This is a genomic window from Occallatibacter gabretensis (assembly GCF_001449115.1).
Taxonomy (GTDB): domain Bacteria; phylum Acidobacteriota; class Terriglobia; order Terriglobales; family Acidobacteriaceae; genus Telmatobacter; species Telmatobacter gabretensis.
Genome location: NZ_LAIJ01000009.1, coordinates 1,246,114 through 1,262,570 on the forward strand (window position 1 = coordinate 1,246,114; position 16,457 = coordinate 1,262,570).

The window sequence follows — 16,457 nt, forward strand, 5'->3', positions numbered from 1 at the left end:
TTGATCGGGCGTGTAATTTCCGTTCCACTGCCAAATGCTTAGTCTGGCACCAATTTAATCCGCGCGCTCTTTCATCCCTCGCAAACCCCAATGTCCATACAGTCCACCACATCGAACAACCTTGTTCAGAATCCCTTCTCCTACTGACATGGCCTACTACAGCGAACTCATTACGAGTATGTATTCTAGAGAACCTGCGAATACCCTTGCGGCATCCCAGCGCATGAAGCAACGTTTCGTCAATGGCAGGAGACCTCAGTGCGATTAACAACGCCGCGGAGCAGGCAGCCAGAACTAGGTCTCGATTCTAAACTTCGAGAGCTCAAGGCTCGAATGGGTGTCGTTCATTGCTGATCCTTTATGGGCAACGGACACCAATCATCAGCGAGCGCGAATGCGGCCCAGTAGTAAGCGGAATGCAATTCTGTGCTCGAAGCCAAATGCCGCTGCGCCGCTAACAGTGCCAGTTCCGGGGAGTGCGTCTATAGAGAGCCTGGTAAAACTGGCGTATCCATTCCGACGTGGCCTGGTCGTCAACTGCTCATAGCGTATCCGAGGCTGGCGCGGTGAGCATTTGCTACAAGAGCCTGTTCAACTGCTCAAGAGCTCAGTTCGTGATTCGATCTCGAGTAGCCTGCGTATACGAGGTTTCGTTGCTCCCGGCGGTAGAACTGGCAATAGAGCTAAACCTTCCTTGGCCGCGGCGCGGGCTTTCTCTATCTGCCCTGCAGCATGATATGCCTGGGCCAGCGAAAGCAGCCACTTCGGTGTCTTGCGGTGGCTCAAGGCAACTCCACGCTCTGCCCATTCGACGGCCAGGCGTGGATCCCGAAGCGAAGCAGGCTCGATCTTGAGGATCGCTTGGAGTGCGGAATCGAGAACCGCCTCAGAACCCGGATCTTTCTCTACCAAATCCTTCAGGACAGCGAGACCTTTCCTGGACAGAGCCTCCGATTCACCCGGCAAATGCAAGACCTGCCGAAGTGATCCGATGCGCACCTGCGCTTGGGCCAGGCCCACCTTCCAATCTTCGTTGGCAGAGTTTTGTCTCAGCATTTGCTCCGAGACTGCCGCGAATTCTTCAAGGGATCGCTCTGCGGAGAGCAGGTTGCGGCGCCGGTCCTCCAGGGAGGAGTTCAATAAGGGATTCGCAGCATCCTCGTAACTGCGCGCAGTATCTTGCAGTGTTACGCCGATATCGTAGATGGCGCGTTGATCATTCGGATCCGCAGCTGCGATCTGACGATCAATCTGAAGAACTTCCTCGAAGAGGCGAATAGCCCGCGCATGCTCTCCCAATTCTTCCAGGGCCATGGCTTTTTTGCGCTCGGTTATAGCGCGATTCCGCACTGTGATGAGACTCTTCCGATCGGCTTCGGGAACACTGTCGAAGTATTGCAATGCAATCTCGATATCTTTGAGGGCCTGGGCAGGATCCGTATCGAGCTCCACACTTCCGATTTTCATTTGAAGTGTCCCGATGCCCCGCCGCGCCCTCACATTGCCCGGTTCCAGACGTAGCACACGATTCTCGAAGTCGATGCCCTTCCGGTACGCGGCAATCGCAGCGGGCAAGTCCACCAGGCCAGCCGACCCGCGCGCCCACAGTTGGTCGCCCAGCGTGTTGTAGGCCCGTGATACCGCGAGGAGCTGGGCGGGAGTGACATTGGGCAAAGCTGCCAGCCGGTCATACGTTGCAGCGGACGCCTTCATATAGGCGATGGCTTCCTGCGGCTTCTCTGTTACGTTCCAATACTCCACCTCACTGCGCGACTCCTGCGCGTTGGCCAGTGCTTCAAGAACATCTCGATCGTCGGGGTTGGAAGCTACCAATGGCTGAGCAATTGCAATAGCTTTATCCAGACTGGTCATCGCTCCCGCGCTATCGCCCAGGTTCTGATCGTAGGTGTTGCCCTGGATATTTCCCAGCTGAGTATACGCATTCACCAGATCGAGTTCTGTAAGTCGGTCGCCACGTGCGTCCTTGGCCATGCGGTCGAGGTGCTCCAGTACGCGGGTAATCAGCAGTTTCTGCGCGCCGGTCGAACCGGGAAGCTGCTTGATTGCCTCATCCAGCTCCGACAACAAACTGTCACTCAATTGGCGCAGGTCCGCGGAGCGCGCGTCGGATTTTCGCCGCTCCTCATTGGCGACCTTTGCCTGCCACAAGACCCCGGCAATGCCGGCTGCGAGGGTTGTAGCCAACAATATGGCGCTTGCAAGACCCAGCGTGTGCCGGCGGATGAACTTGGCTGCTCGGTAGCGAATGGTTCCCTGACGCGCAGCAACGGGCTTCCCCTCAAGATAAGCGTGCAAATCGGAGGCCAGTCGCTCGGCGGTGAGATAACGCTGCTGCGGTTCCTTTCGCAGAGCTTTCTGCAGAATTGCTTCAAGATCGGAGTCGAGCCGCTTGCCCGAGTCCAGCGCCTGAACCTTGCGAGGCGGCTCGTTGCAGATTACTCGTACCATTTCTTCCGTGGTGAACTCTTTCAATTCGTACGGTAGTGCACCGGCGAGCAGAAGGTAGAGCAACACGCCGAGCGAGTACGTATCAGAGGCAGTGGTGATGGGGTTGCCAAGAACCTGCTCCGGGCTGGCGTACTGCGGAGTAAAGGACATTAATCCCAGACGGGTGAACTCGTTTCCCTGCCCCACCAGAGATGGAGAGAGCAGCTTGGCCGTCCCAAAATCCAGCAGACGAGGAGTGCCATCTTCAACGATGAAAATATTGTCCGGCTTCAAGTCGCGGTGGACCACGAGGTTTTGGTGGGCAAACTGGACGGCCTCGCAAACCCGCAAGAACAATTCGAGCTGTTGCCGCGCGGAAAGGTGCTGCTCTTCACAGAAGCGATGGATGGGAACTCCATCCACATACTCCATGGCTAAATACAATTCCCCGTCCTGGGTTACTCCACCATCCACCAAGCGGGCGATATATGGATGCTGCAAGCCGGCCAGAATCTGGCGTTCCTGGCGAAATCTATCCCGGAAAACTTCGCTCGCAAGCGGCAGATCAATTAGTTTAATAGCGACTTTTAGCTCGAAATGCCCGTCGGCGCGATGCGCCAGGTACACCGCACCCATGCCGCCGCGCCCCAATAGACGATCCAGCAGGTAGGGACCGGCTCGCTTCGATTCGGGTGCAAACTTCCGACCGGCTTCCGACTCCAACCGACACGATGCCGCTTCGTTTTCTTCTGCTTTGCAGGCTTCGAGCAGCGAATGGACTTCGGCTGCGAGAGACCGGTTCCCTTTGCATCGGGTCTTGATCAATTCATTCCGCGCCTCATCCGGCACCGCGCGAGCTTCATGGAAGATCGCCTCCGTGAGCAGCAAGTTTTCCGTCGTAGGTTCCATCTAACGACTACTCCGTCTGTGGTGTTTATCACTTACCTCAGTATGCGAGAAACGAAGCAAAACTGAATCACTGTCCTACTGCTTTCTCGATGACGCAAGGACGGATACGCCGATACAGCCAGGATTTGATGAATTTCAGTTCGCGATCGACGGTGGCCTTGGATATCTTCATCAGGGATGCGGTCTCCTCAGCTGTGCAACCGAGAAAGTAGCGCAATTCGACGAGTTGAACCTTGCCGGGATCGAGCGCGCACAGCTCGTCCAACGCGCGATTCAGGTCCAGTAATTCCGGACTATCGATGTTGACCCACGAAAGATCGTCGCTAAGTGGTACACGTTCCTGGCCGCCGCCCCGTATCTGTGTCTGGCTCTCGCGCGCGTGATCGATCAACATCCTGCGCATCACTTTAGCCGCAAAGGTGTAGAAGTGGCAGCGATCTTCGCCGACCGCCTTTTTCTGTTGCAGCAGACGCAGGTAAAGTTCGTGGACTAAAGCCGTGGCCTGGAGAACGTCGGGATTTCGTTCTCTGCGAATGTAGGCTGCGGCTACCTCACGCAGGTGAGGGTAGACCAACGGCATCAGCTGCTCGAAGGCGAGGAGATCCCCCTCTTTCCACTTTGCCAGAAGCAAAGTGATCTCTCCAGTGGATGGGACCATGACTATCTCCGTCCTTGGGGGAACCTGAAGCGCAGTCTATCACCCTTCACAGTGTTCGCACGGCAGATTTGCTTGCTTTCGCCTTGAAGCGCTCACTTCGAAAATTGTTGAGGCACTTTTTGTCCAATTCTCGCTGTCTTAGTGAACCCGACCACACAGAGATCTTCCCCCGAGGAGCGTCACTGAAATGAAACACCCTGGAAGAGTACCGACGATCATTGCATTCACCCCTGTCGGGATTGGCGCACGTTCGGCTACCGCACAAGAAAGCGTGCTGTTCGGCGATTTGGCGGCCGAGATTCCCTCGATCCCGGATGATGTGAGGCATTCTGCGCGATTTCCACGCATACTTTGTGCCGGTGATTCAGTTCTGGCTCGCCCTAAGCATGAAAGATCTGATTTCGAGCAGTTGGCATGGCCCCCTACAGATGCTGCCCTTTGGCTTGAAATTCCAACCGCGTAATTCCAAATGAGGTTTTGAGAATGCTACCTGATCTGATCAAACTGCGTGTTTCTTTTGCCCCGCATATTGCGGTACCCCTTGTTGTTCTAGTCGGACTGCTGGCGGGTGCCGGGCCGTTGGTGCGCGCGCAAAAATCTGAAGTGCGGAGCGTGGCTCCGGTGCGCCTGATTCACCCTATTGACGAGTTTGACCTGGTACCGCTGGAAGACCACGTGCGCCGGGGCCTGACCCCTGATCGCGATCTGGGGCCGGTGGAAGACTCAATGCAGCTGCATCTCTACATGGTGCTGCAGCGCACACCAGAGCAGCAGGCAGATTTGGACTACCTGATTGCCCGACAGCAGGAGCGGACTGCGCCTGAGTACCACAGGTGGCTGACGTCGGAGCAATTTGGGGCGCGGTTTGGGGTGCATCTGGACGATATTGCAACGCTGTCAAACTGGCTGCGATCGCATGGGCTGGAGGTCCGCAATGTGTTGAACAACGCCAGCATCATCGACTTTGCGGCGACCGCGGGCCAGATCCGGGAAGCGTTCCACACGGAGATACACTACTTCAATATTGCCGGGGGCAAGTATGCGGCTAATGTAGCGGACCCGCAGATTCCTGCTGCCCTGGCGCCGGTGGTAGCGGGTATCCACGGGATGGTGAAGATCCCGGCGCCAATGAACCACACGCCGATTGCCCAGACGACCTACGACAATAATACGCGCAGCTGGCATCGTGTGAATCCGGCCACGACAGGCCAGGCCAAGCCCGATAAAGTCAAAGCGGATTGGGATCCGGGACCCGGCAGCACCGGTCGGCCGGTGTCTCCGCATGACCTGTACACGATCTACGACATCAACCCGGTTTTCACCGAGGGCGACCTGGGGCAGACTGCGACTGTTGCGGTGGCAGAACAGAGCGACATGGCGTACGGCACGGTGAACAGCACGACGCACGCTGCCACTGGCGGCGACGTTGTCACATTTCGTAAGTTGTTCGGCGTGCCAGGTACGCTGAACATGCACGTCTATCACGGATATGGCAAGACGACCTGCACCGATCCTGGAGTCACTACGAGTGACGAAGCTCAAGCTACGATTGACGCCGAGTGGGCAAACGCAACCGCGCCTTCGGCAAACCTGGTCTTCATGTCGTGCGACGACAGTACCGATGTAGGAGCCCTGAGTTCCTTGTTAGCCGTCGTCGACAACAACCTTGCCGATGTAGTGAGCTTGAGTTACAACATCAGTGAGCTTAGCGCAACATCGTCGGTCTACGTCTTTCTGGACACGGTGGAGGCACAAGCGGCAGCCCAGGGCCAGTCGATTTTGGTTGCAGCGGGCAACGGGGGTTCGGACGAGAAGGACTCAGGCACCACAACAGTGGCGACCAGCGGAATCAATGTCAGCGCCTATTCCAGTCCGCTGGTGACAGTTGTGGGCGCTACCGACTTTCAGGACTTCTTCGATGATGAGGTTTTTGGCGGCACTCACACCCTGTCGAACTACTGGTCCACGACAAACACCGAGTACTATACGGATGCCCTCAGCTACGTTCCGGAGTCTGCGTGGAACGATAGCTGCGCCAGCAGCCTGAACGCGCTATACGAACCTTATGAGTCGGAAGGCAAGCTTTACGCGCCCACCCGATGGTGCGCACTTCATGGAACTGGAGACAACGGGACGGTGCTTGGCGGCGGGGGTGGAATCAGTACCCACTACGCCGTGCCGGCCTGGCAAGCGGGGATCTCCGGCTACTCGAGCGACTTCCGCTCCTCGCCGGATATTTCAAGCTTCGGCTCCGACGGTCGGATCTACAACCGTGAACTGCTGGTCTGCGACTCAGCTATTGCAACCGCCGTATGTACCAGCACCTCGACTTTCGGCGCCGGCGGCGGTACCAATTGGGTAGCCCCCTATTTGGCTGGCGTTGCCGGGCTTCTGGTTACCCACAGCGGGTCCCGCCAGGGGCTACTGAATCCGACTCTTTACGCTTTGGCCAAGGCTCAGTACACCAGTTCTCCCACGTCGTGCTATGCGAACGGTCAGGCAGAGAACGATGAACAAACCGCAGGTCTGCCGGCCGCAAGCTGCATCTTTAATGATGTAACCACGGGCGGCAACGATGTGCCCTGCTCAGCAGGCTCAACGGGCTGCGTGTTATTCGCTACCGGCGAGCCTTACGGGCTCTTATCTGTGGACGATACAGCACCAGTAATTCCGAATGCGTATGCGTCCGCGCCTGGATACGACCAGGCGACGGGCATTGGCAGTTTGAATGTCACGAACCTGATTACCAATTGGGATACGGCGTTTAAAAGTGCAACAACTTTGACGGCATCTTCGAGTGATATCACTTCGAGTGAGAACACAACTTTGAAGGCAACGGTGACCGGTGCGGGTGGGACCGGCTATGTCGATAGTTCTCCTGTGGCAACCGGAACGGTGGGCTTCAAAGCGGGCACAAAGGCTCTGGGCAGCTGCACGCTGAGCGGAGGAAGCTGCACGCTTGTAGTCGATGGGACGTCACTTGTTTCCGGTGCGAATTCAATCACGGCAACGTTCGCGGCAAGCCCGCAATATCCATCTTCAACATCGAGCGTTTTGACAATAACGGTAACGGAAGGATCCACAGCGACGCCTACCTTCACTCCGGCTGCAGGAACATACACGGCCAAGCAATCGGTGACCATCGCCGACGCCACAACCGACGCAACCATCTACTACACCACTAACGGTACTGCGCCAACCACAGCATCCACCAAATACACCGGCGCTATCTCCGTCTCTGCAACCGAAACTCTGGAAGCCATCGCTGTTGCCACCGGATACACCAACAGTGCGGTCGCTTCCGCCAAGTACACCATCGAAACCCCTGCCGCAACGCCCGTCTTCTCCGTAGCGGCAGGAACTTACGCTGCCAAGCAATCGGTCACCATCACGGATACCACCTCAGGCGCAACCATCTACTACACCACTAACGGTACTGCGCCAACAACAGCCTCGACCAAATACACCGGAGCCATCTCCGTCTCTGCAACCGAGACTCTGGAAGCCATCGCTGTTGCCACTGGATACACCAACAGTGCCGTAGCTTCAGCCAAGTACACCATCGAAACCCCTGCTGCAACGCCCGTCTTCTCTGTAGCTGCAGGAACCTACGCCACCAAGCAATCGGTCACCATCACGGATGCCACCTCAGGCGCAACCATCTACTACACCACCAACGGGACCACCCCAACCACAGCCTCAACCAAGTACACCGGCGTTATCAGCGTTGCTGCAACGGAGACTCTGGAAGCCATCGCCGTTGCTACCGGCTACACCAACAGTGCCGTGGCTTCAGCCAAGTACACCATCGAAACCCCTGCCGCGACGCCCATCTTCTCCATAGCGGCAGGAACCTACGCCGCCAAGCAATCGGTCACCATCACGGATGCCACTTCAGGCGCAACCATCTACTACACCACTAACGGTACTGCGCCAACAACAGCTTCCACCAAGTACACCGGAGCCATCAGCGTCGCCGCCACAGAGACCATCGAGGCCATAGCGGTCGCGGCAGGTTACACCAACAGCGCCGTAGCCTCGGCCAAGTACACCCTGGACCTGGCCACCGCGACGCCTACCTTCACACCGCCTGCCGGAACCCGTTCGCACGGTGGTGCGGTAGGGGTCGGCAGGTGACTGTTGTTCTCGTAGATCGAGAAGAAAGTCTCGGTTGATTTGTATCGACAACCAGTTCCATGTGACAGGAGGCCCTGATGTCGAGGTCTAGAACGTCTATCATTCTGTGCGTAATTGCTGTTTTCGCCGAGTGTCTAATTCTGCCGCAAACTTCGACCGCGCAGACTGCCTCGCCTCAAGTCTCGGACGCCCGCACCGCGTGTGCCGCCGACATACAGAAGCTTTGTGCCGGCGTGTCTCCAGGCGGTGGGCGAATCCTTGCTTGCCTTAAACAGCACAAAGATCAAGTTTCGAACGGCTGTAAACAGGCCATTCTTAGTGCCATGGGGAAGTCCGGCGACAGTGCGAGCTCCACCGCAAATCCCGCTCCCGCAGCGGCCAGCCCTGCTCCGCTTGCGTCTCCGGCTGGGTATGGCGACAACACCGGTTCTGCGCCAACCGCCCCATCCGGTTCGCAAGGCAAATCTGATTTGCCAAGTAAACAGAGCAGCGGCTCTTCTTCAACTCCTTCAGCCAACCCCGGAGAACATTACTTCGTAATGAAGAAGGTCCAGATCATCGACCAGGGCCTGGGCAAGGGAATGCCCGCCTATGACCTCATGATCCCGAAAGACTGGCAATTCAAGGGCGCGGTGAATGTCGGCGCGGCCGAAAGCGGATGCTTTGGAGACTGGTTCTCCGTTGTTGCCACCGCCAACAACGTGGACAACTCCATGGCTCTGCAGATTCTTCCCCCGTCCACCTGGCAGTACACCGACGACCCGGGCGGCCAGCAGCAGATGCAGGCGCAAAACCAAAGCGACATGAGGTACGGCATGAAGGCCTGTCCGGTCCGCGCGTCGGTCCGTGCACAGGATTTTCTTCGTCAGGACATGGCGAAGAAATGTACGGGTTGCACCGTCATCTCCGTCGAGCCCTTTCCGGAACTTGCGGAGATGGTCCGCCACCAGCTCGGGCTGCCCCCTGCGGCTGCCGGAGCCAACACCGGCAACACCCGCGTTGACGCCGCCCGCATGCGCATCGCTTTCAACAACGCTCAAGGGCAATCCTCCGAGGCATGGGTCACAGCAGCCATCGTTGTGCACGTCATGCCCGGCCGCGGACGCGGCGCGGCTTATGATTGGCACGCCGTCGATGTCATGACCTTCGGCACTCCCAAAGGCCAGCTCGACGCCAATGAAAAACTCTTCAAGCTGATCGTCAGCACCATTCATCCCGAATTGGAGTGGCAGAAAATGAGCAATGGCACAATTGCCTCCCTTTACCAGATGAAGGCAAAGCAGGTTGCCATCCAGCAGCAGGCCATCTCCCAGTTCCGGCAACATGCCGCCGACGTCATCAACGGAATCACTGCAAATCAGATCAAGGGCGCCAACCAGGCCAGCTTTGGCCAGGACCAGCTCGTCCGCGGCGTGCAGACTTTCCGCGATTCGGCGACCGGCAGAACGTACGAACTCAGCAACCAGTACGACCGCGCGTGGCTCAATGGCGCCAATGAGTATGTCATGAGCGACAACCCGAACTTCAATCCGAACGGCAATCTCAACGGCAACTGGAATCAGTTGGAGGTGGTGCGACCTCAACCTTAAGCGACTCTGACTGAGCTTGGCCGCGCAAAACGTATTTTGAGGAAACGGCGCCAGTGTTTGCTTTCCATGCGAGGCAGTTCTTGAGGCAGACCTCAAACAGCGGATGCCTTCTCGGCGCACAGCTTCGACTGCCTTCGGGGCGAGAAGATGCACGAACTGTTGGAAGCATGTGGAGCTGTTTGGTGTCCACATCTGGTTGGATTAAAGAAATCATCAATGCATTCTCCGCTTCAAGACGAGGCAACCCAAATGCCGGCGTGGCAAGCGGAAAGCTATTTAGTGTGGAGGCAAGAACGCTCAGTCTCGCCTGCTTTCGACTTCATATACCGGCAAATAAAGAGGACTTTGTTGGGCTTAATGCAACTTAACGCGACGCAGCATTCAATCCAATTTGGATGTCCATCGTTGAAGTATTCTCTATCAGCGCTGGGCCCTCGAATAGATTGCCTGTGATCACTGCGCGTTCGACGGATTGTCCAAGGGAGATGTGTCGCTTTCTCTGACGGAATTCACATCCCCGGATAAGCAGACTTCCAGAGTACGCCTGGATCGCGGCGCGATCTCCTGTATTGCTCCATTGGACGAACGTGCAATCACTAAAGCCCACTGTGCCTTGTCCGGAGACCTTGGCGATTTGATTGCATGGGCCCCAAAACGCGCTGTTGCTGATGCGAACAACTCCGGTATTGGTATTGCTAACTTCCAACATTGTGGGATCGTCGCCATGAAATGAGGTGAACTCTCCGTTCGCGATAAGAATGCCGTAGGGAGCAGATTGCTCCACCTGCATGGCGCGGTTGCAATCGTCCGCGCCGATTCCCAGAAAATTTCCATTGCACGCACCGGTCGCAGTCTCTACGAATTTGTATCCGACGCGATAACCAAAGCAGAAGGTGTTGAGCACGTACTCCCAATCTGCGCGGCCAAAGATGAACGCCTCACCATTCGTGGTTTGCCACCGATAGACCTTACTGTGCGAATTCCACCATGGGTTGAAATGAACGTTCTCGATACGGCCGATATCGTAGATGGCATCGACCCAGATTCCGCGACGCAACGGCTGGCCGGTAATGTTGCGAATGTTATGGCGTTCGTTTTGACTTGCATCGATACCCTGGTAAGGATTGAGCAGTTCCAGATCGAATGCTGCTGGATTCTTACCGCGCATGGCGATGGTCCACGGGTAGGGAACGGGATTTTCGTCCACAACCTGCTCAGGATAATAGACGGTAAGTCCGCTTACAGAGCTGTTTGTATTCAACGTGAGAAACGGCTTCCCCTCTTCGTTCCCGCGGCCGGCGGTGACAAATAAGGCACTGCCGTCGTCTCCCGGTTTCGGTTGCCCATGGTCTCGAATGCCGCTATGCGACGATACGCAGCCAAAGGAACCTCGAAGGCCTACTCCGTCGGGAATAGTGAGCGTCCCTTTAAAGAGATAGCGTCCAGGCGGCACATAGACTGCTCCGCCACCTGCCTTGTACGCGGCATCGAGCGCGCGTTGGAATGCGGCAGTATCATCGCTTGTTGCGTCGCCCTTGGAGCCGAATGTCTTGACGTTCAAAGAATCAGGAATGGCTCCATGGTTGCGCTCGGGATCACGCTCGGGGTCGCGCTCGGCTCCAAATGCAACTCCTGGCCTTCCCAAGAATCCCATCGCACCGGCGGCACCCAGGGAAAGAAGATCCCGCCGCGAAGAAGTTCCTCGATCGCGAAGTGTCATTCCTGCTCCTCTGATTTGCAATTTGCTGATTTGTGACTTGCGTTGATTGGAGAAATCCGGCTGCAGATATTCCGGCAACTTCAGCTATTCCGCCGCAGGCAAACCGGAGCGTTAGTCGATCGTCGACTGCGGAGCGTCCTCCTGCCTGCTGCCCCACTTCGGATTCGGTTTGTCGCCCATTTCCAGAATCAGTGACCCGCCATTTGCGATAGCCGAGTGTGGAAACCACGGTCTATTGAGCGGCTTGCCATTCAATTGAGCCGACTGAATATATTTGTTCCGGTCTGAGACATGATTCGCAACGATTGTGAACAGCTTTCCATTCCCCAGGCGAACAGCAGTCTTTGCAAAGATCGGACTGCCAATTTCATAAGTGGGCATGCCGGGGCATACCGGATAAAAGCCAATAGCACTGAGAACGTACCAGGACGAAGTTTCACCCCCATCGTCGTCTCCAGGAATACCCAGCGGGCCGTCCCCATACCAGACATCCATCAGTTGCCGCACACGCCGCTGCGTTTTCCAGGGTTGGCCTGAAAAGTCGTAGAGGTAGGGGATGTGAAAGCTTGGTTCATTGCCCTGTGCATATAATCCGACTAACCCGGTGGCATCTGGAAACTGGCCGAGAAAACTATACTTGGAGGTCCCATATTGCTCTACAAACAGTTGGTCCAGTTTCGCATTGAAGGCATCCCGGCCGCCGATGAGGCGAATGAGTCCAGGGACGTCATGTTGAACACCGAAGGTGTATAGCCAGGAATTGACTTCAGTAAAATATTCTCTTCCTCCCTGCCCGCCACCTAACTTTGGATCGAAGTGCTCTACCCACTTCCCATCGGCGTCCTTCGGGGCCATGAAACCTATGTCAGCGTTAAAAAGGTTGCGGTAGTTAAGTGCCAATTTGCCGAAGTAAGCGGCATCCTGTTGCTTTCCGAGAGCTTTGGCAAGCTGTTCCGCACACCAATCGTCATAGCTGCTTTCGATGGTTACGGAGACCGCCTGTCTGCGCTCCGGAGTTACCTGCGGAACCGTTTCGCTCTGCCCCCAATCCAGCGCAGGAAAAAAGCCCTTTTCGAAGTACACACGATCCAGACTTGTGAGCGGTCCGCGGCTCCACGGAAGTAACGTTGATTCTGTGGCATTTTTTCGAATGGCCGTATATGCTTCCTCAACATCGAAGTCGCGGTAGCCCTTGGCATAAACGTCTACGATGAATTCTGCCGCGTGATGGCCGATCATTACCGCCTGTTCGCCGGCCACGGATGGAAACGATGGGAGCCAGCCGCTTTGCTCATACATGCGGAGGTAGGAGCGGACCATATCCTCCTGTTGGCGTGAATTCAACAGAAGCTGCAATGGGTGAAGCGAACGGTAGGTATCCCAAAGTCCGTCGTCGATATAGAAGTCGTGTCCGTCTGCATCGTGCACCGAGTGATCGTAACCGCTGAAGTACTTCCCGTCCTCGGTAATGTCGGTCATGCGGCCGAGAGACCGGTAGAGCGCCGTGTAAAAGATGGTGCGTTGGCGTTCTGTTCCTCCTGTTACGTCTATACCTGTCAGCGCTTTGTTCCATATCTCACGAGTCTGGGACTTTACCTGCTCAAATGTCCCTCTGGGGATCTGGCTATCCAGATTTTTGCGAGCTTGTTCGGTGCTGATGTAGGAGATGCCAACTCGAACTTCAATCTGCTCTCCTGCCGTCGTGCCGGTCTCCGTGACAATTCCGATGTTGTCACCGGTCTGCTCTGCGGCATGGGAAAGGTCGTTCCCTTTCCAGCTCTGATAGGAGTGAAGAGGGCGAGAGAACTTCGCGTAAAAATATTCTCGCGTTTCTTTATCCGTATCCGATGTCTTCCCAACGGTCCCTATGATTCTCTGACTTCCTTGTATGCTGTCGGCCCCGATCACTTCGAGCTTGGCGCCTTCTGCGGCAGAGATGATGAGGTGGGCATGCTGGCTGGCCGGAAATGTAAACCGGTAATAGGCAGCCTGTTCGGTCGCGGTAAATTCCGATTGAATCCCCCAGGTTTGTAAATCGGCTTCATAGTAGTACGGGGTCGCAGTTTCAAAGTCGTGGTCGAAGTCCGATGCGTATCTTTCCGGGCGCGTCCCCACTTCGCCGACCGAGGCCATCAATGTGGCCGCGCCTATTGGAAAGCCATATATCTTGTCTGCTAGATACCTGTCAGTGATTCCGGGAGTAGTTATTGGCGCGAGCCGCGCCATGCCGTGCGGCCGTTGAACATACGGAATAGTCGGCGTGAGCAGTTGGCCGATGCCGCCAATGTTAGGAGATACGTAGTCAACCGGGTCCTTCTGCCGGTGCACCTGGGCAGAGGTAATATCGGTTAGAAGGGTCAGTAAGACCAACGTCGTTGCGAACGTTTTCATTCCTCTCTCTTTTCTTGTCTCAGTGTTTGGAATTGTCAGCGAAGAAATGACATTTCGCTCACGGCCCTGTTCCCATTTACCGGTGAATGACAAACCTGGTGGTTAATGAAGCTTGTGAAGATCCGCCGACCCAAAGGGTGTACTGGCCTTCTTCGACCGTCCATTTGCTTTCCGTGTCCCACACGGCGAGCTGGCCTTGAGGAATACGGAAGGTCACATGCTTCGTTTCCCCGGGATTGAGAGCAATTCGGGAGAAGCCCTTCAAGGAACGGTCAGGGGTTTCGACGCTGCCGACATCTTGCCGCGCGTACAGTTGAGCCACTTCTTCTCCTTGCCTGTCACCATCGTTGGTCACATCTACTGTTACCAGGATGTCTCCGCTGCTTCCGGGCGATGGAGTTTGCACTGCGAGGTGGTCGTAGCGAAAGGAGGTATAGCTCAGTCCGAATCCGAAGGGAAACAGCGGAACGCCGTCATCGTCGACATACTTATGGGTCCGCGATGGGTCGAAGTTATAGAAGTCGGGCAATTGTCCCACGCTGCGTGGAAACGTGATCGTGAGCCGGCCCGCCGGATTGTTGTCGCCAAAGAGAGTTTCGGCAATCGCTCTGCCTCCGAACTCTCCCGGATACCAGGCTTCGAGAATGGCCGGGACGTGCTCTTTTGCCCAGCCGATCGTCAACGGTCTGCCATTCTCGAGGACCATGACGACTGGTTTTCCTGCGGCAACCACAGCCTCCAGCAGTTGCTCCTGATTGCCGGGCAAACTAAGGTCGGTGCGGTCGAATCCCTCGCCTGAGATGCCTTGCCATTCCCCTAAACCTAGAATGACTACATCGGCGTCTTTGGCCTTGGCTGCAGCTGCTGCAATGTCCTTGCCGGCGTCGAATTCGACAGCCGCTTGTGGAACCAGTGCGCGAATGCCGGCCAGCATACTGATGCGCGCGCCGTTTGACTCTTTTTCGTAGTCACCGTACCGGGCAACGTCGACGTTCGGACCGATCACTGCAATCTTCTTCGTCGATTTCGAGAGCGGCAAGAGATGGCCATCGTTCTTGAGCAAGGTCATCGACTGGCGTGCCGCGTCAAGGGTGAGATCGAGATGAGCCTGCGACCGGTAGGTTTGGGCGCGCAGACCGGGATTCGTCATCGGGTGATCGAACAAGCCCAGCGCAAATTTCACACGGAGTACGGATCTGACAGCCCTGTCTAATTCCGATTGAGGAAGCGAACCCTCGCGAACGCAGTCCATGAGCGCCTTCTGAAAGACTTCATGCTCGAAATCGTAGAACTGCATGTCTACCCCAGACTTGATTGCAAGACAGACCGCCTCTTTCGGGGTAGCGGCAACGTGGTGCACATTGTAGAGACGCTGAATTGCTCCGAGGTCGGAGAGTACAAATCCCTGGAATCCCCACTCCTGACGCAGGATCTTCTTGAGTAGAAATGGATCGGCTGTAATCGGGATTCCGTCGATTTCGTGGTAGGCGGCCATCACCCCCATTGCCTTTCCATCCCGAATCGACGGCTCGAACGGCTTGAGCATGACAGAACGTAACTCGCGCTCGCCTATATGCACCGGCGAAGTATTTGTGCCGCCCTCAGGAGAACCGTGACCGGCGAAATGCTTAGGCTCGGCTACTACGCTGTGGTCGCTGCTTAAACTTGGCCCTTGCGCCCCCGACACATATGCCAACCCGAGTTGGCCGGTCAGGTAGGGATCCTCGCCGTAATCCTCCTCGACGCGCCCCCAGCGCGGCTCGCGTGCGAGGTCCAGGACTGGAGCAAGGATCATGCCAACGCCGGTCGCGCGCGCCTCAGCGGCGATGGCTGCTCCGACCTTCTGCACAACTCCGGGGTTCCAGGTTGCGGCAAGGCCGATGGGAGCAGGAAATACTGTTCCTGTATCGAACCCGTGTAATCCCTCTTCGATAAAAAGCGTTGGAATACCAAGACGATTGTGTGCGAGGACCCATTCCTGAATGGTGTTTGCCTGTTCCGGCGTGGGGTTCAGGTCATGGATGGCGCCTACACCGAGATCGCCCCACATTTCCTGTGCTTTGCCAGGAAGGAAATGGGCTTCGGAAGTAGCGTGCGTTTCATCTGTGTGCTGATCCACCAACGTAGTTGCCCCGGAATAGAGGTCGAGCTGCCGCACCTTCTCATCCAGCGTCATACGACGGAGAAGATCGTCGACGCGCCGATCAATCGGAGCGTCCGGCTGCTTGTACAAGGCATTCGAAGGTGTCGGTAAAACGGGGTTTTGGGTCCTGGCTGGCCCGGAGTGAACGGCTGCCAGGCACGCAATCGACAGCACCCAGATGGCATGTTCATTTCGCCTGTAGTGTTTCTTCAATTCGCACCCGATTCCCAGCGGTTCCTTCCGGCAGGGTTCACATTAAGCGGTCAGTGGAGGAAGTGACAAGGTTAGCGCGGTCCCGGACTCCGATGTATTTATTTGAAAATAAACAGGTTATTATTCATGCGTTCGACCTAACAGTAGATACCTCCGGGAAAAATGCGCAAACCGGGCAAATCGAAACAACGATACGTCTGGGAAATTGCTCTTCTGGTCTGACCTGTCTTGCAGGACATCCAAATGTAG

Annotated in this window: 7 protein-coding genes and 1 pseudogene; 3 read left to right on the plus strand and 5 right to left on the minus strand. The window is 56.2% G+C overall.

Translation table 11 applies throughout. The features are described from left to right. Window positions 1–591 precede the first annotated feature (591 nt). Both VO84_RS11505 and VO84_RS11510 read right to left on the minus strand, forming a co-directional pair. A complete protein-coding gene (locus tag VO84_RS11505; protein ID WP_058187745.1) occupies window positions 592–3,357 on the minus strand; it encodes a serine/threonine-protein kinase in 2,766 nt (921 codons plus the stop codon). A 67-nt stretch (window positions 3,358–3,424) separates the two neighbouring features. Further along, on the minus strand, window positions 3,425–4,015 hold the full coding sequence (locus VO84_RS11510; RefSeq protein ID WP_058187746.1) for an ECF-type sigma factor: 591 nt from the start codon (window positions 4,013–4,015) through the stop codon (window positions 3,425–3,427). A gap of 483 nt (window positions 4,016–4,498) precedes the next feature. On the opposite strand from VO84_RS11510, the gene VO84_RS11515 reads away from it, so the two are divergent. From VO84_RS11515 to VO84_RS11520, 3 genes and pseudogenes are all read left to right on the plus strand, one after another. Continuing rightward, entirely contained in the window at window positions 4,499–8,152 is a 3,654-nt protein-coding gene (locus VO84_RS11515) for a chitobiase/beta-hexosaminidase C-terminal domain-containing protein (RefSeq protein WP_058187747.1), read from the plus strand. Between the two features lie 77 nt (window positions 8,153–8,229). Beyond that, window positions 8,230–8,427: pseudogene (locus tag VO84_RS23320) on the plus strand (cysteine rich repeat-containing protein); the annotation flags it as partial. 48 nt (window positions 8,428–8,475) lie between these two features. Further along, the gene (locus VO84_RS11520; RefSeq protein ID WP_231737889.1) at window positions 8,476–9,741 is read left to right on the plus strand and encodes a hypothetical protein; all 1,266 of its coding nucleotides are present in this window, start codon (window positions 8,476–8,478) and stop codon (window positions 9,739–9,741) included. A gap of 364 nt (window positions 9,742–10,105) precedes the next feature. On the opposite strand, the gene VO84_RS11525 is transcribed toward VO84_RS11520, so the two are convergent. From VO84_RS11525 to VO84_RS11535, 3 genes are all read right to left on the minus strand, one after another. After that, window positions 10,106–11,461 carry a glycosyl hydrolase family 28-related protein gene (locus VO84_RS11525; RefSeq protein WP_157439842.1) on the minus strand — a complete coding sequence of 452 codons (1,356 nt, stop codon included), beginning with the start codon at window positions 11,459–11,461 and terminating at the stop codon, window positions 10,106–10,108. A gap of 111 nt (window positions 11,462–11,572) precedes the next feature. Continuing rightward, window positions 11,573–13,852 carry a GH92 family glycosyl hydrolase gene (locus tag VO84_RS11530; RefSeq protein ID WP_058187750.1) on the minus strand — a complete coding sequence of 760 codons (2,280 nt, stop codon included), beginning with the start codon at window positions 13,850–13,852 and terminating at the stop codon, window positions 11,573–11,575. Between the two features lie 76 nt (window positions 13,853–13,928). Further along, entirely contained in the window at window positions 13,929–16,208 is a 2,280-nt protein-coding gene (locus VO84_RS11535) for a glycoside hydrolase family 3 N-terminal domain-containing protein (RefSeq protein ID WP_231737890.1), read from the minus strand. Window positions 16,209–16,457 lie beyond the last annotated feature (249 nt).